This window comes from Pectobacterium artocarpous (genome assembly GCF_046159765.1).
Classification (GTDB): Bacteria; Pseudomonadota; Gammaproteobacteria; order Enterobacterales; family Enterobacteriaceae; genus Pectobacterium.
On sequence record NZ_JBJXVK010000014.1, the window covers coordinates 20,829 to 40,117 of the forward strand.

16 protein-coding genes, 1 tRNA gene, 1 other RNA gene and 1 riboswitch are annotated in these 19,289 nt (G+C 48.4%); of the genes, 10 read left to right on the top strand and 8 right to left on the bottom strand.

What is annotated here, in order from left to right; all coding sequences use genetic code 11:
- Positions 1-150: 150 nt before the first annotated feature.
- From ACKQAD_RS10625 to ACKQAD_RS10635, 3 genes are all read left to right on the top strand, one after another.
- Positions 151-702 (top strand): NAD(P)H nitroreductase, encoded by a 552-nt coding sequence (locus ACKQAD_RS10625; protein WP_409160133.1) that lies wholly within the window; start codon positions 151-153, stop codon positions 700-702.
- A 100-nt stretch (positions 703-802) separates the two neighbouring features.
- Complete coding sequence (locus ACKQAD_RS10630) at positions 803-2,728, top strand: DNA topoisomerase III (RefSeq protein WP_409160134.1); 1,926 nt, start codon at positions 803-805, stop codon at positions 2,726-2,728.
- Positions 2,725-3,015, top strand: a complete 291-nt coding sequence (locus ACKQAD_RS10635; protein ID WP_409160135.1) for a YnjH family protein — start codon at positions 2,725-2,727, stop codon at positions 3,013-3,015. The genes ACKQAD_RS10630 and ACKQAD_RS10635 overlap by 4 nt, the downstream gene beginning before the upstream one ends.
- Before the next feature lie 133 nt (positions 3,016-3,148).
- Here ACKQAD_RS10635 and xthA read toward each other — a convergent pair whose 3' ends face one another.
- On the bottom strand, positions 3,149-3,955 hold the full coding sequence (xthA, locus tag ACKQAD_RS10640) for an exodeoxyribonuclease III (protein ID WP_409160136.1): 807 nt from the start codon (positions 3,953-3,955) through the stop codon (positions 3,149-3,151).
- 288 nt (positions 3,956-4,243) lie between these two features.
- A riboswitch (glycine riboswitch) is annotated at positions 4,244-4,339 on the top strand.
- A 21-nt stretch (positions 4,340-4,360) separates the two neighbouring features.
- On the opposite strand from xthA, the gene ACKQAD_RS10645 reads away from it, so the two are divergent.
- Entirely contained in the window at positions 4,361-4,987 is a 627-nt protein-coding gene (locus ACKQAD_RS10645; protein ID WP_409160137.1) for a trimeric intracellular cation channel family protein, read from the top strand.
- Positions 4,988-5,171: 184 nt separating this feature from the next.
- Here the strand turns inward: ACKQAD_RS10645 and ACKQAD_RS10650 are convergent.
- The 5 genes from ACKQAD_RS10650 to ACKQAD_RS10670 form a co-directional block, all read right to left on the bottom strand.
- Positions 5,172-5,301: non-coding RNA, RtT sRNA (locus tag ACKQAD_RS10650), on the bottom strand.
- 43 nt (positions 5,302-5,344) lie between these two features.
- Positions 5,345-5,429: transfer RNA gene (locus ACKQAD_RS10655), tRNA-Tyr, on the bottom strand.
- 154 nt (positions 5,430-5,583) lie between these two features.
- Positions 5,584-6,417, bottom strand: coding sequence for a formyltetrahydrofolate deformylase (purU, locus tag ACKQAD_RS10660; RefSeq protein ID WP_409160210.1), 834 nt, complete (start codon positions 6,415-6,417; stop codon positions 5,584-5,586).
- Positions 6,311-6,571 (bottom strand): hypothetical protein, encoded by a 261-nt coding sequence (locus ACKQAD_RS10665; protein WP_409160214.1) that lies wholly within the window; start codon positions 6,569-6,571, stop codon positions 6,311-6,313. The genes purU and ACKQAD_RS10665 overlap by 107 nt, the downstream gene beginning before the upstream one ends.
- Positions 6,516-6,983, bottom strand: coding sequence for a YchJ family protein (locus tag ACKQAD_RS10670; RefSeq protein ID WP_409160138.1), 468 nt, complete (start codon positions 6,981-6,983; stop codon positions 6,516-6,518). Before ACKQAD_RS10670 ends, ACKQAD_RS10665 begins: the two co-directional genes overlap by 56 nt.
- Positions 6,984-7,116: 133 nt before the next feature.
- On the opposite strand from ACKQAD_RS10670, the gene rssA reads away from it, so the two are divergent.
- The 3 genes from rssA (at position 7,117) to galU (ending at position 10,377) form a co-directional block, all read left to right on the top strand.
- A complete protein-coding gene (gene rssA / locus ACKQAD_RS10675) occupies positions 7,117-8,022 on the top strand; it encodes a patatin-like phospholipase RssA (protein ID WP_409160139.1) in 906 nt (301 codons plus the stop codon).
- A gap of 220 nt (positions 8,023-8,242) precedes the next feature.
- Positions 8,243-9,259, top strand: a complete 1,017-nt coding sequence (gene rssB, locus ACKQAD_RS10680) for a two-component system response regulator RssB (RefSeq protein WP_409160140.1) — start codon at positions 8,243-8,245, stop codon at positions 9,257-9,259.
- 206 nt (positions 9,260-9,465) lie between these two features.
- The gene (gene galU, locus ACKQAD_RS10685; protein WP_409160141.1) at positions 9,466-10,377 is read left to right on the top strand and encodes a UTP--glucose-1-phosphate uridylyltransferase GalU; all 912 of its coding nucleotides are present in this window, start codon (positions 9,466-9,468) and stop codon (positions 10,375-10,377) included.
- Between the two features lie 149 nt (positions 10,378-10,526).
- Here the strand turns inward: galU and hns are convergent, their stop codons facing one another.
- Positions 10,527-10,934, bottom strand: a complete 408-nt coding sequence (gene hns / locus ACKQAD_RS10690; protein WP_015840215.1) for a histone-like nucleoid-structuring protein H-NS — start codon at positions 10,932-10,934, stop codon at positions 10,527-10,529.
- 394 nt (positions 10,935-11,328) lie between these two features.
- Between hns and ACKQAD_RS10695 the strand changes: the two genes are divergently transcribed.
- A complete protein-coding gene (locus tag ACKQAD_RS10695) occupies positions 11,329-11,925 on the top strand; it encodes a thymidine kinase (protein ID WP_409160142.1) in 597 nt (198 codons plus the stop codon).
- Between the two features lie 161 nt (positions 11,926-12,086).
- Here ACKQAD_RS10695 and adhE read toward each other — a convergent pair whose 3' ends face one another.
- Entirely contained in the window at positions 12,087-14,753 is a 2,667-nt protein-coding gene (gene adhE, locus ACKQAD_RS10700; protein ID WP_409160143.1) for a bifunctional acetaldehyde-CoA/alcohol dehydrogenase, read from the bottom strand.
- Positions 14,754-15,758: 1,005 nt separating this feature from the next.
- Here adhE and oppA (ACKQAD_RS10705) point away from each other — a divergent pair.
- Positions 15,759-17,429, top strand: a complete 1,671-nt coding sequence (gene oppA / locus ACKQAD_RS10705) for an oligopeptide ABC transporter substrate-binding protein OppA (protein WP_409160144.1) — start codon at positions 15,759-15,761, stop codon at positions 17,427-17,429.
- A 194-nt stretch (positions 17,430-17,623) separates the two neighbouring features.
- Positions 17,624-19,261, top strand: coding sequence for an oligopeptide ABC transporter substrate-binding protein OppA (gene oppA, locus ACKQAD_RS10710; protein WP_409160145.1), 1,638 nt, complete (start codon positions 17,624-17,626; stop codon positions 19,259-19,261).
- Positions 19,262-19,289: the final 28 nt, after the last annotated feature.

The following is a 19,289-nucleotide window of genomic DNA, read 5'->3' on the forward strand; positions in this document are numbered from 1 at the left end:
TATCTTGTAACAAAACTTCTACTTGTGCTAACGTGGCGCGCAACGTTGCTGTACCACTCTTTTTACCGTAAACATCGTTTTAGCGTAAATATTGCGTCTACTTTGGAAATGAGGGGCGCAGAAATCATATTGCCAGACAGGAGATGTGCGATGGATGCTCTTGAATTGCTATTGAATCGTCGCTCGGCCTCGCGCCTGACCGCGCCAGCACCGACGGGTGACACATTGAATAACATTATCCACGCGGGTATGCGTGCGCCGGATCATGGTGCCATGCAACCGTGGCGCTTTTTTATGATCGAAAATGACGGTCTGGATCGTTTTAGTTCGCTGCTGGCGCGTGCGGCGCGTCAGGAAGGGCTGGATGACGCCGGTATCGAGAAAGCGCGTCAGGCTCCTTATCGCGCCCCGCTGATTATCACTGTTGTCGCGCATTGCGAAGAGAACCCGAAAGTCCCGTTTTGGGAGCAAATTGTTTCCGCAGGTTGTGCTGTTCAGGCCATGCAGATGGCGGCATTGGCGCAGGGCTTTAACGGTATCTGGCGTAGCGGTGCCTGGACGCACAACACGCTGGTACGCGAAGCGTTCAACTGCCGTGAACAGGATGACATTGTCGGTTTCCTCTATCTGGGGACGCCGCAGCTCAAAACTTCAACGACGGTCGCGCCGCTTGATACCGACACATTTGTTCACTATTTTTGATCGTCATCTTTTGAAGAATATCGATTTCCCACCCGTTTTACCGTGTGCTTTCCCGCGAATGATGCGGGAAATGCTCAGCCTGTGTGCGATAGGGTGAATAATGCGACTTTTTATTGCCGAAAAGCCCAGCCTTGCGCGGGCGATTGCAGACGTGTTACCCAAACCGCATCGACGCGGCGATGGCTTTATTGCCTGCGGTCAGAATGATGTCGTGACATGGTGCGTGGGGCACCTGCTGGAGCAGGCGCAGCCGGATGTTTATGATGCGCGCTACGCACGGTGGTCGCTTGCCGATTTGCCTATCATCCCGCAGAAATGGTTGCTGCAACCACGTCCCTCGGTCAGTAAACAGTTGAACACCATTAAAAAGCTCCTGAATGATGCCAGTGAAGTGATCCACGCGGGAGACCCCGATCGCGAAGGGCAACTACTGGTAGATGAAGTGCTGGAATATCTGGCTTTGCCGGAAGAAAAGCGTCAGCAGGTGCGTCGCTGTCTGATCAACGATCTCAACCCGCAGGCGGTAGAGCGCGCAGTTTCTCGTCTGCGTGAGAACAGAGAATTCATTCCCTTATGTGTTTCGGCGCTCGCGCGTTCCCGTGCGGATTGGCTCTACGGCATTAACATGACCCGCGCCTATACGATATTAGGACGCAATGCAGGTTATGACGGCGTGCTGTCGGTTGGCCGTGTGCAAACGCCGGTGCTGGGCTTGGTAGTGCGGCGGGATGAAGAGATAGAAAACTTCGTTCCCAAAGATTATTTCGAAGTGAAAGCCCATATCGTGACGCCTGCCGATGAGCGTTTTGTTGCGATCTGGCAACCCAGCGAATCCTGTGAACCTTATCAGGATGAAGAAGGGCGCCTATTACATCGTTCACTGGCGGAACATGTCGTCAAACGTATTGAAGGCCATCCCGCGTTTGTCACCAGCTATAATGATAAACGGGAATCGGAAACTGCGCCGCTGCCTTATTCGTTGTCGACGCTACAGATTGAGGCCGCAAAGCGTTTCGGGCTCAGCGCGCAGCAGGTACTGGACGTGTGCCAGAAGCTTTATGAAACGCATAAGCTGATCACCTATCCGCGTTCTGACTGCCGCTATCTGCCCGAGGAGCATTTTGCCGGGCGCCATGCCGTTTTGAATGCGATATCCGTACATCAACCTGATTTACTGCCACAGCCAGTGATGGATGTGGATCGACGAAACCGCTGCTGGGATGACGGTAAGGTCGATGCTCACCATGCGATTATTCCCACTGCCCGTAGCGCCAGCGCCTCGCTGACGGAGAATGAGCGTAAAGTATATGGTTTAGTCGCGCGGCAGTACATCATGCAGTTCTGCCCGGATGCCGTGTTTCGCAAGTGTGTCATTGAACTGGATATCGCGGGGGGGGAATTTATTGCCAAAGCGCGGTTCCTGGCCGAAGCCGGGTGGCGCACGCTGCTGGGCGGTAAAGAACGAGACGAAGAAAATGAAGGCACGCCGTTGCCCGTGGCGGCAAAAGGGGATGAGCTACTGTGTGAACGTGGTGAAGTGGTTGAGCGCCAAACCCAGCCGCCGCGACCGTTTACCGATGCGACGCTGCTATCGGCAATGACGGGTATCGCACGTTTTGTGCAGGATAAAGAACTGAAGAAAATCCTGCGGGCGACCGACGGTTTAGGAACTGAGGCCACGCGGGCAGGCATCATCGAATTACTGTTTAAACGGGCTTTTCTGTTTAAGAAAGCGCGCTATATTCACGCAAGCGAAGCGGGGCGGGCGTTGATTCACTCACTGCCTGCCAGCGCAGCACACCCTGACATGACCGCACATTGGGAAGCCACGTTGACGCAAATCAGCGAGAAGAAATGCCGCTATCAGGATTTTATGCAGCCGCTGACCTACTCCTTGCAGGCGTTGATTCAGCAGGCTAAACAAAACGGTGCGGTGGGAGCGTTTAAAGGGCTTTCCGCGCCGCCGTCGGGTGCCACAAAACGGCGTAAGCCTCAGACTAAAAAAGCGAAGGAGCAGGAGCAATGAAATCGTTAGTGTCTTTGTGTTTCGCCAGTGTGATGCTGGTGCTGCCCACGCTGGCGCAGGCGAATCCTGGCGGAACGGATATTGTCGTTCCCGCACCATCGGAAGTGTGGGGAGCCGGGACGACGGTGCGAGAGCAAAATAACAACTGCCTGCGCTGTTGTGTGTATGAAAATCGGAACTATTCCGAAGGTGCGGTGCTGAAGGTCGAGGGTGTGATTCTGCAATGCGTGCGGGATAAGCAAACGTTGGGAACGAATAACCTGATATGGCAATTAGTGAAGCAATAACGGTGCGTTAAGAAAGTACTGCGCATCGTTCTCGCGCCCATTTTCATCCCCGCAGTGGTTTGATGCACTGCGGGGATGTTATTTTTACCGCGTACTTTTTCTATAATATAGCATTTTTATAAACATAGTATTTCTACAGCGAAAACTGCGCCCAGATTGGTGCGTGATCGGACGGTTTTTCCATTCCCCGGATATCATAGTCAATACCGGTAGCAACGCAGCGTTCAGCCAGGAACGTGCTGGCGAGAATCAGGTCGATACGCAGGCCACGGTTGTCATCGAACCCGGCAGAACGGTAATCAAACCACGAAAAACGATCGTTGCTCCCAGGGTTGGCGGCACGGAAGGTGTCAATCAGCCCCCAGTCTTGCAAACGCGCCATCCATTCGCGCTCTTCCGGCAGGAAAGAGCATTTCCCCGTGCGTAGCCAGCGCTTGCGATTCTCCTCACCAATGCCGATATCCAGATCGGTAGGGCTGATATTGACATCACCCATAACGATCAGCGGTTGTGTGGCACTATGGTGCTGTTCCAGATAGGTTTGCAAATCCTGATAAAAACGCGTCTTAGCGGGGAATTTTACCGGATGGTCGCGGCTTTCTCCCTGTGGAAAATACCCGTTAACGATCGTGAAGGTGCCATGTTCAGTGGCGAAATCCGCCATAATGATCCGGCGCTGTGCATCTTCTTCATCCGTTGGGAAACCGCGACGTACCGCAATTGGCTGCGCTTTACACAGCAGGGCGACGCCGTAGTGCCCCTTCTGTCCATGATAATAAACGTGGTAACCGTACTGGCTGACATCCTCTAACGGAAACATGTCATCGTGGACTTTGGTTTCCTGCAACCCGATGATATCCGGTTGGTGTTGTTCAATAATGGCGGCCAACTGATGAGGGCGCGCCCGTAGGCCATTGATATTAAAAGATACAACTTTCATGTTCGCTGCCATTCGCTAAAAAATGTGGCCAGATGGTAGCAGAAAATGAGGTATGCCGTCACGGTGGGGAGTGGCTTTAGGAGCGAGCGAATGAAGGTATTGCCGTGACGTCTGAAGCCGTTAGTGCAGATGAGCATCGTTGAAAATAAGTTTCACTTATATTCAGTTGAACTCGATGCTTGTCGACCGTTATACTCCGCTCCTCGCAGGAGAGAGGGCGTATATATGACGCTCCGCCGAAGGCGCAAACTCCCATAATCGCTCAGGCTACCCTAACTGCGAATTCCATTGAAGCCAACTGGAGAGAGGTTGCGATGCAACCCACCGAAGGGGCAAGCAGCACGGCTGCGTAAACTCTCAGGTAAAGCGGACAGAGGGAGTGGCACATTTCACAGGATAACTTGTGTGCTGACTTACATCTATCTGATCGCGATTACGGCTGAGGGAATGTCCGGGGCACTGGCCGCCGGACGTCGCAATATGGATATTTTTGGCGTAGGCATGATTGCCTTCATCACCGCGCTTGGCGGTGGCACCGTTCGCGATATTCTCCTCGGTAATTATCCCATCGGCTGGACGCAGCATCTTGGCTATATTTACCTCACCATTGGTGCGGGTCTTTTCACGATTATCATTGCGCGCTTTATGCACCATTTGCATCGCCTCTTTCTGGTTTTGGATGCGATGGGACTCATTGCCTTCACCATTATCGGCTGTAATGTGGCGCTGAACCTGAATTATTCGACGACGGTGGTGGTTATGGCAGGCATCGTGACCGGGATTTTCGGTGGAATATTGCGTGATATTTTCTGCAATCGTACGCCGATGGTGCTGAAAAAAGAGCTGTACGCCAGCGTCTCGCTTTTAGTCGCACTTCTCTATCTTGGGTTAAAGTCGCTTAACGTTAATCACGATATTAACCTGCTGACGTCATTCAGCATCGGTTTGGCCGTGCGTCTGGCGGCCATTCGCTGGTCGTGGCAGCTTCCGGTGTTCTCTTATGTCCCTGGACGCTGGAAAGGGAAGGCGTAAGGCATTTTTTCCCCATTCCATTCTATTGCGCTGATTATTGGTGCGAGTGGCCGTGGGGAAATAACGCTGCGCATTGCTCAAAACCGTACCGGTTTTGTCGAACCTTGGTCGAAGGCTCTCACCTTCCCCTAATGGGAATCTGATGCTTTAATGTTGGGATTTAATTCAGAAATACTCTTTGAAATGGTGGTGGGGGAAGGATAACTCGTCGCTTCGCTCCTCGCCCTGCGGGTCAATGCTGCGCATTGCTCAAAACCGTGCCGGTTTTGTCGAACCTTGGTCGAAGGTTCTCACCTTCCCCTAATGGGGATCTGATGCTTTGATGTTGGGATTTAATTCAGAATTACTGCTTTGAAATGGTGGTGGGGGAAGGATTCGAACCTTCGAAGTCTGTGACGGCAGATTTACAGTCTGCTCCCTTTGGCCGCTCGGGAACCCCACCACTGGCCTTGCTGCAAGAGGCTTTCGCTTCAAGCGGGGCGCATCATATCAAATGACGCGCCCCTGTAAAGCGGTATATATCAAAAATAAATGCGGTTGCCGTTTTTTTATTCCGTTCGGCTCATCCTTATACAAAAAGATGTCCAATCAACCAATTACAGAATAATGGTGCGGTTACCGTAGACAAAAACACGCTGCGCTAGCACGCGGTATAATGCACGGCTCAGGACATTTTTTTCAACGTCACGGCCTGCACGCATCATGTCATCTGCTGAGTAAGTATGGTCGACGTGAATAACGTCCTGCATGATGATCGGACCTTCATCCAGATTATCGTTGACGTAGTGTGCCGTCGCGCCAATGATTTTTACACCGCGTTCGTAAGCCTGATGGTATGGGCGAGCACCGATAAAGGCAGGTAAGAACGAATGGTGAATGTTGATCACCTGATTCGGGTAATGCTGAACAAACGCAGGTGTCAGCACTCGCATATATTTCGCCAGTACGACGTAATCAGGTTTGTATTGATCGATCTGTGCGATCATCTTTTGATCGTGCTCTTCGCGAGTTAATCCTTCATGGCTGACCAGATGGAAAGGAATATCAAACCGCTCGACCAGCGTCTGTAATGTATCGTGGTTGCCAATGACGGCAGCAATTTCGACATCCAGGCCGCCATAAGCGCTTTTCATCAACAGGTCGCCTAGACAGTGGGCCTCTTTTGTCACCAGAACGACGATGCGACGACGACCTGCGGCGGTTAATTCGCGAGAAGAACCTTCGGGAAGCGCGCTATCCAGATCGGCTAACAGCGTGGTGTCGTTGAAAATCCCTTCCAACTCGGTCCGCATGAAAAAGCGGCCAGTGCGATGATCGACAAACTCATTGTTTTGCACGATGTTCAATTCGTGCTTGTAACAAATATTCGTAATTTTCGCGATGAGCCCTTTTGCATCGGGGCAAATGGTTCGTAATACTTTTCTTTGTATATTTTGGGATTGCATGAGCGCGTGGATCCTGTCCAAAAACTAAAATAACGATCTTATGATAACGCAGCGGTAAGGCCGCATGGGCGACTGCCTGTGTTCTATTGTCCGCAGCATTTTTTGTATTTTTTGCCGGAATCGCACGGGCAAGGTTCATTTCTTCCTGTCTGCACATGAACGCCGTCTATATAGTACCAGCGATTGTGCTGGCGAAGGAAGCGTGAGCGTTCTCGCATCATTTCTGTTCGCTGATTGTCCGTTTCCGATATATAACGTGCGGCGAATTCCACATATCCCTCATCGGGCGTTTTTCCAAGAGATGTTGCCAGTATAGTGAGGCCGAGCCACTGTGAACTCAGGCAGCTTTCAGTGAGCGACGCGCGCCATTTCTCGGGTTGGAGATCGGGATGCCAGGTGGTGATAAGGTAATCCACATCCTGTTTGACGTAGGCGGTATAGCGTGATCTCATTAATATGACTGGCTCAGCCGCTGTTGCGGCATGTGTGAGATAGGCTTGACAGCATGCGTTATACTGCAATCCACTGCAACAGGGGCATGATTCTGACACGACATCTCCTGAAGAAAATTTAAGATAAAAACTGATAGATAATAAACAGATCCCTATGCAGGATGCCGATTATGTTACCTAAGAAACTCTACGTGTAGCAATGTGCGCTAAAATGAAGACGGGTGGTTCGATCATGAAGCGGAAAAAGATAGGCGTCGCCTTGGGATCCGGGGCCGCGAAGGGATGGGCGCATATTGGTGTGTTTAATGCGTTAACAGAAATGGGGATCGTAGTTGACGTTGTAGCCGGGTGCTCTATCGGTGCGCTGGTAGGGGCGGCGTATGCCACCAACAATTTAACGTCAATGGATCGCTGGGTGAGGGCGTTTGGCTACTGGGACGTGATTCGACTGATGGATCTCTCCTGGCAGCGTGGCAGCTTATTGCGTGGCGATCGTGTATTCAATAGCGTGAAGCATTTGCTTCAGACAACGCGGATTGAAGACTGTGATATCAAATATGGCGTGGTGACGACAAACTTGAGTACGGGGCGTGAACTCTGGTTGACAGAGGGCGATTTACATCAGGCTATGCGCGCATCTTGCAGCATGCCTGGCCTGCTATCACCTGTTCGATTTAACGATTACTGGCTGGTAGATGGAGCGGTGGTTAACCCTGTTCCCGTTTCTTTGGCACGGGCTATGGGCGCTGACATTGTGATTGCGGTTGATCTCCAGCACGACGCCAGTCTGAATCACCATGATTTGCTGTCGATCAAACCGACGGCGTCAGACATTGATGCGGAAAATGTTCCCCAAGATTGGCGTAGCAGAATTCGTGAACGTCTACTGCGAGGTCGGCGCCAGCCAACAGAAAGTTCACCAACGGCGATGGAGATCATGAGCACATCGATCCAGATTCTGGAAAATCGGTTGAAGATGACACGGATGGCTGGCGATCCGCCTGACGTGTTGTTGCAACCCTATTGCCCCCAGATCGCGACATTAGATTTTCATCGGGCGCAAGAGGCGATTGAGGCAGGTTACAAGGCGGTAGAAAAGAGGCGTGATGAATTGTTGCCGCTAGCGAAAGAATCGTAACGAAGAATGTATGGTCTGAAGGTGACACGTTGTTGAGAGTATATGCAGTGAAGATGTAGTTAAGAACTGATGTAGTTAAAAAACATGTAGTTAAAAAACATATAGTTAAAAAACATATAGTTAAAACGCATGTCGTTAAAAATGCGTAAGCATGCCGTTTATCCGACATATCGGCGCTAAAGCGGGTGTGATTATTCGGTGTTTGAAGTAAGGGGTACTGATGGAACAACCACTGGCGGGTAAGCATATTTTAGTCATTGATGACGAGGCCGTTTTTCGATCTGTGCTCGCTGGTTATCTGACTTCTCTTGGGGCTTCCGTTCAGGAAGCGATTAATGGATTAGATGCGCTAAGTATTCTTGAACACTACCAACCCGATTTAATGATTTGTGATCTGAAGATGCCGACGATGGGAGGCATTGAATTCCTTGAACGCCTACGTTTGAAGGACAATGACACGCCGATACTGATTATTTCTGCAACCAGCCAGATGGCGGATATTGCCAAAGTCTTGCGTCTTGGCGTTCAGGATGTATTGCTGAAACCGATTCGTGATTATGCGCGCTTGCGTGAAGCCGTGATGTCCTGCTTGTATCCCGATATCTTCACTTCACAGTTGAATGAGATGGATCAACTGATGCAGGACATGGATTCCCTCAATCAATCTCCTGAAGCCGTAACCAAGCTGCTTGCCCAGCTACAGCCTCCTGTGCAGCAAACGCTTGCTCGGTGCCGCGTTAACTATCGTCAGTTGACGACGGCGGAACAGCCGGGGCTGGTGTTGGACATTGCCGCGCTTTCGGACACGGAGCTAGCGTTCTATTGTCTGGATGTCACTCAGGGAGTCAATAATAATGGGACGTTGGCAGCGTTACTGCTTCGAACGTTGTTCAATGGACTGCTTCAGGAGCATCTGGCCGATCAGCAACACCGTTTGCCGTATTTGCCGACGCTATTAAAGCAGGTAAACCAGTTACTGCGTCAGGCGAGTCTGGACGGCCGTTTTCCTTTGCTGGTGGGATATTACCATCGACAGCTAAAGCAGCTGATACTGATTTCTGCCGGGTTAAACGCGACGCTGAATGTTAATGAACAGCAAGTAGCACTGAATAGCGGTGTCCCTTTAGGCACGCTTGAAGGTGCTTATCTCAACCAACTGAATTATCAGTGCGAAGCCTGGCAATGTCAGATATGGGGGGGCGGCGGTCGTTTACGACTCATGTTAACGACAGAATAATCTGATAGCGCAAGGTAATGCGGGTTTCGGACTATCCCCATCTTTCGATATTATTTTTTATTTCCTACTATAGTAGGGAGTTATCTTATTTTTATTGAACAGTAGTGTTGGGGAAAGCGTGCTCTTGTTAAAATCGTTATACTCTTTCGGTTATCTTGATTAGATAAATAAAGTTCATTATTTGAACGGTATATAAGAGGCTGTTTATGTCTATTGTGAATAAAAAAGTAAAAAAAGCGGTCATACCGGTTGCAGGATTAGGGACGCGTATGCTGCCTGCCACCAAAGCCATTCCTAAAGAAATGCTGCCGTTGGTAGATAAACCGCTGATCCAATATGTTGTTAATGAGTGTATTGCAGCAGGGATTAATGAAATTATTCTGGTTACACACTCTTCTAAGAATTCTATCGAAAACCATTTCGATACCAGTTTTGAGCTGGAAGCCATTCTGGAAAAACGCGTTAAACGTCAGTTGCTGGAAGAAGTTCAATCTATCTGTCCTAAACATGTCACCATTATGCAAGTGCGTCAGGGATTAGCTAAAGGGCTTGGCCATGCGGTATTGTGCGCGCATCCATTAGTGGGAGATGAACCCGTTGCGGTTATTCTGCCGGATGTGATTATTGATGAATATGCGTCCGATCTGAAAAAAGATAACCTGAGCGAAATGTTGCAACGTTTTTCTACTACAGGCTACAGCCAGATTATGGTTGAGCCAGTTGAAAATGTAAGCAGCTATGGCGTGGTTGATTGCAAAGGCGTGGAATTAAAAGCAGGGGATAGCGCACCGATGGTGGGCGTAGTTGAAAAACCGAAAGCTTCCGAAGCGCCATCTAATTTAGCCGTCGTTGGCCGTTATGTACTCTCTGCGGATATTTGGTCTCTGCTGGAGAAAACGCCACCGGGTGCAGGCAATGAAATTCAGTTAACCGATGCTATCGCAATGCTGATGGAAAAAGAAACAGTAGAAGCGTATCACCTGAAAGGTGTGAGTCATGACTGTGGTAATAAATTAGGCTATATGCAGGCATTTGTAGAATATGGTTTGCGCCATGACGGTTTAGGGCAGGAATTTGCGCAATGGTTGCAGGAAACGATTGAAGAAGAAGAAAAATAACGAATGTAATGATTGCTCTCTGTTTTACAAAAAAAACAGAGAGCGGCTAAAAACGGCGACATATCTGTTTCTCTTTGCAAAACACGTTACCAAAGAAAAACCCCCGATAAGTATTGGGGGTTTTTTTAGTATTCAGGTCTGATAAACAATTACAGCAGGAAATCGTCTAAAGATTTACCTTGCTCTTCGATTGCTTTCTTGATTACTGCCGGTGTACGACCCTGACCAGTCCATGTTTTAACTTCGCCGTTTTCGTCAGTGTATTGATATTTTGCCGGCCGGGCAGCGCGTTTGCTTTTACCTGCAACTTTCACTGAACCTAATGACTGTAATAATTCGTTAGGGTCAATACCGTCGGCAATCAGCATATCGCGATATTGCTGCAATTTACGCGCACGTTCTTCAACTTCAGCCTGGACCTGGCTATCTTCTTCGCGGCGTTCATTAACCACGACTTCCAGTTTTTCCAGCATTTCTTCCAAAGTATCCAGGGTACATTCTCTTGCCTGGGCACGCAGAGTACGGATGTTGTTAAGAATCTTTAGTGCTTCGCTCATTGTGATAATCTCAAATTAATATTATTGGTGGCGTGTAGTGTGATAATAGAGTGCTATTTTCCTTTCTGCAATAGTCAAATTTGTAAGTTTGTTAAAAAACATCATTTTTAAAACAGATCTCACATTGTATGTTACATAAATATAAATACTTTCCTGTTATCAAAAAAATACATTTGGTATGCCGTTTTTCTCTTTCAAACAACAGAGGATGGCTTATTGATGTCGCGCCGTTGTTATAAGGAATGTTTATATCTTTTATCGCAACAGGTCGCCGCAGACGGGCATATGGACAAAAGGTGGTCGAGGAATAGCCCATTGCACAGCGTGAAGGCGAGTTGTTACAATAAGTTTTTACGACACAAAGATCATATCGCCTGCCTTTTGGAGTAGCTGAGTGGCCCAACTTTATTTTTATTATTCTGCAATGAATGCAGGGAAATCGACGGCGCTATTGCAGTCGTCATATAACTACCAGGAGCGCGGGATGCGTACGCTGGTGTTCACCGCAGAAATAGATAATCGGCATGGCATGGGGATTGTAAGCTCACGAATCGGCCTTTCTTCTCCGGCATTATTGTTTAATCCGCAGACATCTTTATTTGGATTGCTGGAGAAAGAGCACCGTGCTCAGCCTGTAGATTGTGTATTAATTGATGAATGTCAATTTTTAACCCGCGAGCAGGTGAGTGAGCTTTCTGATGTCGTGGACCAATTAGATATCCCGGTATTGTGCTACGGGTTGCGTACTGATTTTCGTGGCGATTTGTTTTCCGGGAGTCACTATTTATTAGCGTGGGCAGATAAGCTGATTGAGTTAAAAACGGTCTGCCATTGCGGCCGTAAAGCTAACTGCGTATTGCGATTAGATGCGCAAGGTAATGCAGTCCATGAAGGGGAACAGGTCGTTATTGGCGGTAATGAGAGCTATGTTTCCGTGTGTCGTAAACATTATAAAATTGCTCTGGGATTAACCCGTAAGGAAAGCGAGTAAGGCGGTTAAATATCCGACTGGCGGACTATTAATAAATGGCGTGTCGATGCATGTACGAGTAATAAAAATGCCCAACCCGTTTAGGGTTGGGCAGGGCAGTGAGATAAACCGCCTTATCGACTGCTAAGGCGTTAACGGACGAACGTTAATGTGCCGCTTTTTTACTTCTTACCGGTTTTAGCGGCTTTTGCTATGGGCTCAGCCACTTCCGTTTTTGCCTCTTCAGAGAACTTCCGGCCATAGTAAGTATCCAGCAGAATCTGTTTCAGTTCGGAAATCAGCGGGTAACGTGGGTTCGCCCCAGTACACTGATCGTCGAATGCGTCTTCTGACAGCTTATCTACCTTAGCCAGGAAATCGGCTTCCTGTACGCCAGCTTCACGAATCGAGGTTGGGATTCCCAACTCGGTCTTCATTTCTTCCAACCAGTTCAGCAATTTCTCGATTTTCTGTGCGGTACGATCGCTTGGCGCGGTTAAACGCAGGTGATCGGCTATTTCCGCGTAACGACGGCGAGCCTGCGGACGGTCATACTGACTGAACGTCGTCTGTTTGGTTGGGTTATCATTCGCATTATAGCGAATAACATTTGAGATCAGCAGGGCGTTAGCTAGACCGTGCGGAATATGGAATTCCGAACCCAGTTTATGTGCCATGGAGTGACAGACACCGAGGAAGGCGTTGGCGAACGCGATACCGGCAATCGTCGCGGCATTGTGCACGCGCTCACGGGCAACCGGGTTTTTCGCGCCGTCACGGTAGCTGTCTGGCAAGTTCTCTTTCAGCAGTTTAAGCGCTTGTAACGCCTGTCCGTCTGAATATTCGTTTGCCAGCACGGAAACATAGGCTTCCAACGAGTGTGTTACCGCATCAAGTCCGCCAAATGCACACAGTGATTTCGGCATGTTCATTACCAGGTTGGCATCAACAATCGCCATATCTGGCGTCAGCGCATAGTCTGCCAGCGGATATTTCTGCCCGGTGGCATCATCGGTCACCACGGCAAACGGCGTGACTTCGGAACCGGTACCGGAGGTGGTGGTAATCGCCACCATTTTGGCTTTGACGCCCATTTTGGGGAACTTGTAGATACGCTTACGGATATCCATGAAACGCAGCGCCAGCTCTTCGAAGTGCGTCGTAGGGTGTTCATACATCACCCACATGATTTTCGCCGCATCCATTGGCGAACCGCCGCCCAGCGCAATGATCACGTCCGGTTTGAAGGAGTGCATTTGCTCGGCACCTTTACGCACGATACTCAATGTTGGATCCGCTTCAACTTCAAAGAAAACTTCGGTTTCCAGTCCGTGGTGTTTTAAGACTGACGTCACCTGATCGACATAACCATTGTTGAACAGGAAGCGGTCGGTCACGATAAATGCACGTTTGGCGCCATCGGAGGCGACTTCTTCAAGAGCGATGGGCAGTGAGCCTCGACGGAAGTAAATGGATTTGGGAAGTTTATGCCACAACATATTCTCTGCTCGCTTGGCTACCGTTTTCTTGTTGATCAAGTGCTTCGGACCGACGTTTTCGGAGATGGAATTTCCGCCCCAAGAGCCACAGCCCAGCGTTAAAGACGGAGCGAGTTTGAAGTTGTAGAGATCGCCGATGCCCCCCTGAGAAGCTGGTGTGTTAATCAGGATACGCGCGGTTTTCATCATATTGCCGAAATGATTCACGCGTTCTGGCTGATTGTCCTGATCGGTATACAAACAGGATGTGTGACCGATACCACCCATTGCAACCAGTTTTTCCGCTTTAATGACGGCGTCGTTGAAGTCTTTCGCACGGTACATTGCCAGCGTCGGCGACAGTTTTTCATGGGCAAACGGTTCGGACTCATCGACCGCGGTGACTTCACCGATCAGCACTTTGGTGTTCGCAGGAACGGTGATACCCGCCATTTCTGCGATTTTCGGTGCAGGTTGACCTACGATATCGGCATTTAGTGAGCCGTTTTTCAGCAAGGTACCCTGTACGGCGTGAAGCTCTTTGCCTTTCAGCATGTAGCCGCCGTGGGTTGCGAAACGTTCACGCACGGCATCATAGACGCTGTCTACGACGATGACTGACTGCTCTGACGCACAAATTACGCCGTTATCGAAGGTTTTTGACATCAGAATAGAGGCAACGGCACGTTTGATATCCGCAGTTTCATCAACGACAACAGGCGTGTTACCTGCACCGACGCCGATTGCCGGTTTACCGGAGCTGTAGGCGGCCTTCACCATACCTGGGCCACCGGTAGCCAAAATCAGGTTGATATCCGGATGGTGCATAAGCTGGTTAGACAGCTCAACAGAAGGTTGATCGATCCAACCGATAATATCTTTCGGCGCACCTGCTGCAATCGCCGCTTGCAGAACAATGTTTGCGGCTTTATTGGTCGCATTTTTTGCACGCGGATGTGGAGAGAAGATAATCCCATTACGGGTTTTCAGACTAATCAGCGCTTTAAAAATCGCGGTAGAAGTGGGGTTGGTGGTGGGAACAATGCCGCAAATCAGGCCAATCGGTTCTGCAATGGTAATCGTACCAAAAGTGTCATCAGTAGAGAGGACGCCGCAGGTTTTTTCATCCTGATAGGCGTTATAAATGTATTCAGATGCGAAATGGTTTTTGATGACTTTATCTTCCACGATCCCCATGCCGGATTCGGCAACCGCCATTTTTGCCAGCGGGATACGGGCATCTGATGCCGCGAGTGCGGCAGCGCGGAAGATCTTGTCCACCTGTTCCTGAGTGTAAGTGGCAAATTCCTGCTGCGCCTTTCTCACTCTTTCGACCAGTGCGTTAAGTTCAGCAACGTTGGTTACGGCCATAATGCTCTCCTGATAAATGTTAAACTCTTTCAGTCAATTGTTTGCCGAATAGAACAGTATAGATAAACGAGAGGGGCGTTTTCGTTACCGAGCTATTCTTTTCTACCTATTTCGCATTAATTGACTCAAAGAGCTTGTCAGCCGCCGCTGTGGCGCGATTACTGCTTTTTAAAATACTGTAACCGCTAATATCCTAAATTTTTGAAATATTATTTTGAGAACACTTCAAAATTAAGAGGATTTATGCACCTGTTACAGTATGAAATGAGCATACCCATTTGTGGGTGCCTTTTTTGTGATCAATATCGAATTTTTTTATGCTGACACCATTCAGCAGGTTGGTGTTGATAATGCCTATCATTAACAAGATAAAGTCAGCGGCTTTTCTAGCTAAAATTGATGGGTGAAGGATAAACAGCGGACGTTGAAGCCGAAGCCTGGCGGGAGAAATTCCGGCAGGCTTGCTCGTATAATGAGAATGCGTTGTTCGTATAAAACGTGTTCGTATAAACAGTGCTTATATCTTAACTGGGTTAGTTATTTTGTTCGTCTTCTACGCGCAGGGACGTTTCACGAGCTTATTGTGCAAAGCGAGTAAATAAATTGTTAAAATAATAACATTTCGGTCAGATAATGAGGCGGACAGGTAAGCTCACATCATCATTTTTGTGCTGTGAAAATGATGAAATCCACTACGATGTTTTTTTGATCAAAATCTATAAATTGTTTAATATTTAAAAAATAGTTTAAGTTTAAAATAAAAATCATTTTTTTCAAATGGTTAATGATGGAATCAAATTGTTGGGATAAAACGCTTACCGGGCTGTCGTAAAGAAAATTAAGCAACATCAATGTAAAAATATTGACGAATGTGTCCGCTTTTGATAGCTTCGAGTTTCGACCTATTATTCGTTATTCACCCATAAATTAATTTTATGATTTATTTGGATAATGGGCGATCTTTTCTGCTCTATGTGATGGCAATCTTTATGCATAGAGTCCGGTATGGCGTTGTATCAAGACAAGGGCGTTTATAAAATGAAAATTCGCAACACCAAACGATGCTTTGTTACCCGTATGATTACCGCGGCAGTGATGGCGTCATGCGTGAATGCTCAAGCGGCTAATGTGCCTGCCGGTGTTGATCTGGCGAAAGAGCAGGTTCTGGTGAGAAACAATGGCGCTGAGGTGTCATCACTGGATCCTCATAAAATAGAAGGAGTGCCGGAATCCAACGTTGCGCGCGACTTATATGAAGGGCTGGTGATTTCCGATCCTGACGGACACCCCATTCCCGGCGTGGCGGAGCGGTGGGAAAGCAGTGATTTTAAAGTCTGGACATTCCATTTACGTAAAGACGCCAAATGGTCAAATGGCGAACCGGTTACCGCGCAAGATTTCGTTTATAGCTGGCAGCGTCTCGCCGACCCGAAAACCGTTTCTCCTTACGCCAGCTATCTGCAATATGGCCATCTGCTGAATATCGATGACATTATCGCCAGTAAAAAATCTCCCGATACGCTGGGTGTAAAAGCGCTCGACGACCATACGCTGGAAGTTACATTAAGCGAACCGATCCCATACTTTTATAAATTACTGAATCACTCATCCATGTCCCCGGTAAATAAAACGGTGGTGGAGAAATTTGGTGATAAATGGACTCAGCCGGAAAACTGGGTGGGGAATGGCGCCTACCGTCTTAAATCCTGGGTCGTGAATGAGCGGCTTGTGCTGGAACGTAATACCCAGTATTGGGATAACGCCAAGACCGTGATTAATCAAGTCACCTATCTGCCGATTGCTTCTGAAGTGACCGACGTTAACCGTTATCGTGCGGGTGAAATTGATGTCACCAATAATAAATTACCCATTGAGCTATTTCAGAAGCTGAAAAAAGAAATCCCACAAGAAGTTAATATCAATCCCTACCTCTGCACGTATTATTACGAAATCAATAATCAGAAACCGCCATTTAACGATGTACGGGTGCGTACAGCGCTGCGTATGGGGCTTGATCAAGACATATTGACCAATAAAGTGAAAAATCAGGGTGATATTCCTGCCTATGGCTATATTCCTCCTTTTACGGACGGCCTGAAAGCGCATACGCCAGAGTGGTTTACCTGGCCACAGGCGAAACGTAACGAAGAAGCGAAAAAACTGCTGGCGGAAGCGGGGTATACCGCTGAGAAACCGCTGACGTTTAATTTGCTCTATAACTCGTCAGATCTACATAAAAAGCTGGCAATTGCGGCGGCCTCAGTCTGGAAACAGAATCTGGGCGTCGATGCGAAATTGGAAAATCAGGAATGGAAAACGTATCTCAGCACACGTCATCAGGGCAATTATGACATTGCGCGTGCCGGATGGTGTGCGGACTATAATGAACCGACATCGTTCCTGAATAGTATGCTGTCAGACAGCAGCAATAATACGACGCATTATAAGAGTGCGGCGTTTGACAAGCTGATGCAGCAGGCTGTTCAGGCGAAAACGGACGATGAGCGCGCACAGATTTATCAGCAGGCGGAATCTCAGTTGGATAAAGATGCGGCTATCGTTCCGGTCTATTACTACGCGAATATCCGACTGGTAAAACCCTATGTCGGCGGCATTACCGGCAAAGATCCGTTGGATAATCTGCGGGTGAAGGATCTCTACATCATTAAGCATTAATCCGTCGTGATGTTATTTACGGTTTGATGCAAATGAAATGAGCGAGTAGCAATTAATTTGGTGTTTAATCTCAGGCTGCCTATTCCCATCATGTGGGAATAGGGCATGACTGGAACCATTAATCGTTTCTCACAGGGTGCTAACTCAGGAATCGTGCTGGGATAACTAACACGACAACATTACAGGAGAAAATAATGACACACATCACAACTAAAAAAAGAGTAGCGGCCGCTATTATCGCGGCATTGAGTAGCACAATGGCTGTTTCTGCCTTTGCCGCGACCGTTCCCGCTGGCGTTCAGTTAGCAGAAAAACAGGAATTGGTTCGTAACAACGGCGCTGAAGTTTCCTCCCTCGATCCGCATAAAATTGAAGGCGTACCAGAATCCAACGTGTCGCGCGATCTGCTGGAAGGCCTGGTTATTTCCGACGTGAACGGTAAAACTGTTCCTGGCGTAGCAGAACGCTGGGATAATAAAGACTTTAAAGTGTGGACATTCCACCTGCGTAAAGATGCCAAATGGTCAGACGGCACGCCGGTTACCGCACAAGATTTCGTCTATAGCTGGCAGCGTCTGGCCGATCCGAAAACGGCATCGCCTTACGCCAGCTATCTGCAATATGGTCATCTGCTGAATATCGATGACATCATCGCGGGTAAAAAGTCTCCCGATATGCTGGGCGTTAAAGCGATCGACGATCATACGTTTGAGGTAACGCTGTCTGAAGCAGTACCTTACTTCTATAAACTGCCTGTTTATGCAGCCATGTCTCCCGTTAATAAAGCCGCGATCGAGAAATTTGGTGATAAATGGACGCAGCCGCAAAACTGGGTCGGTAATGGCGCTTATAAGCTGAAAGAGTGGGTGGTGAATGAAAAACTTGTACTGGAGCGCAATCCGCAATACTGGGATAACGCCCATACCGTCATCAATAAAGTGACATATCTGCCGATTTCGTCGGAAGTGACGGACGTCAACCGCTATCGCAGCGGTGAAATTGATATGACCTATAACTACCTACCGATTGAATTGTTCCAAAAGCTGAAGAAAGAAATTCCTGACGAAGTCAAAGTCTACCCGTACCTGTGCACCTACTATTACGAAATCAATAATCAGAAGCCGCCGTTTAACGATGTCCGAGTGCGTGATGCGCTGCGTCTTGGGCTGAATCAGGATATTCTGACTAATAAAGTGAAAAATCAGGGCGATATTCCAGCCTATGGTTTTGTACCGCCCTATATTGATGGCTTCAAGGCACAGACACCAGAGTGGTTCACCTGGCCTCAGGCGAAGCGTAATGAAGAAGCGAAGAAACTGCTGGCGGAAGCCGGTTACACGGCTAACAAACCGCTGACGCTAAACCTGCTGTACAACACCTCCGATCTCCATAAAAAAATGGCTATCGCCGCTGCCTCAATCTGGAAACAGAATATTGGCGTAGAGGTGAAACTGGAAAATCAGGAGTGGAAAACCTTCCTTAGTTCCCGTCATCAGGGCAGTTATGACATCGCGCGTGGCGGATGGTGTGCGGACTATAATGAACCGTCAACGTTCCTGAACAGCATGTTGTCAGACAGTAGCAGTAACACGGCACACTATAAGAGCAAAGAATTTGATGCGCTGGTGGCGAAGTCTTTACAGGTGAAAACCGATGAAGAACGTGCAGACGTGTATCAGCAGGCCGAAGCATTACTGAATAAAGACGCGGTAATCGCCCCTGTTTATTACTATGCGAATACCCGGTTAGTGAAACCTTATGTGGGTGGATTAACCGGCAAAGATCCCCAGGATTATGTTTACGTGAAAGATCTTTATATCATCAAGCACTAATAATAATGGCTGGCGCACGCTGCTGTGC

Bases quoted from the DNA above. Each gene is read 5' to 3' on its own strand.
- ACKQAD_RS10630 (WP_409160134.1), top strand. From the start codon at position 803: ATGCGACTTTTTATTGCCGAAAAGCCCAGCCTTGCGCGGGCGATTGCA.
- galU (WP_409160141.1), top strand. From the start codon at position 9,466: ATGTCTATTGTGAATAAAAAAGTAAAAAAAGCGGTCATACCGGTTGCA.
- rssB (WP_409160140.1), top strand. From the start codon at position 8,243: ATGGAACAACCACTGGCGGGTAAGCATATTTTAGTCATTGATGACGAG.
- adhE (WP_409160143.1), bottom strand. From the start codon at position 14,753: ATGGCCGTAACCAACGTTGCTGAACTTAACGCACTGGTCGAAAGAGTG.
- xthA (WP_409160136.1), bottom strand. From the start codon at position 3,955: ATGAAAGTTGTATCTTTTAATATCAATGGCCTACGGGCGCGCCCTCAT.
- ACKQAD_RS10625 (WP_409160133.1), top strand. From the start codon at position 151: ATGGATGCTCTTGAATTGCTATTGAATCGTCGCTCGGCCTCGCGCCTG.
- oppA (WP_409160144.1), top strand. From the start codon at position 15,759: ATGGCGTTGTATCAAGACAAGGGCGTTTATAAAATGAAAATTCGCAAC.
- ACKQAD_RS10635 (WP_409160135.1), top strand. From the start codon at position 2,725: ATGAAATCGTTAGTGTCTTTGTGTTTCGCCAGTGTGATGCTGGTGCTG.
- ACKQAD_RS10665 (WP_409160214.1), bottom strand. From the start codon at position 6,571: ATGAACCTTGCCCGTGCGATTCCGGCAAAAAATACAAAAAATGCTGCG.
- rssA (WP_409160139.1), top strand. From the start codon at position 7,117: ATGAAGCGGAAAAAGATAGGCGTCGCCTTGGGATCCGGGGCCGCGAAG.
- oppA (WP_409160145.1), top strand. From the start codon at position 17,624: ATGACACACATCACAACTAAAAAAAGAGTAGCGGCCGCTATTATCGCG.
- hns (WP_015840215.1), bottom strand. From the start codon at position 10,934: ATGAGCGAAGCACTAAAGATTCTTAACAACATCCGTACTCTGCGTGCC.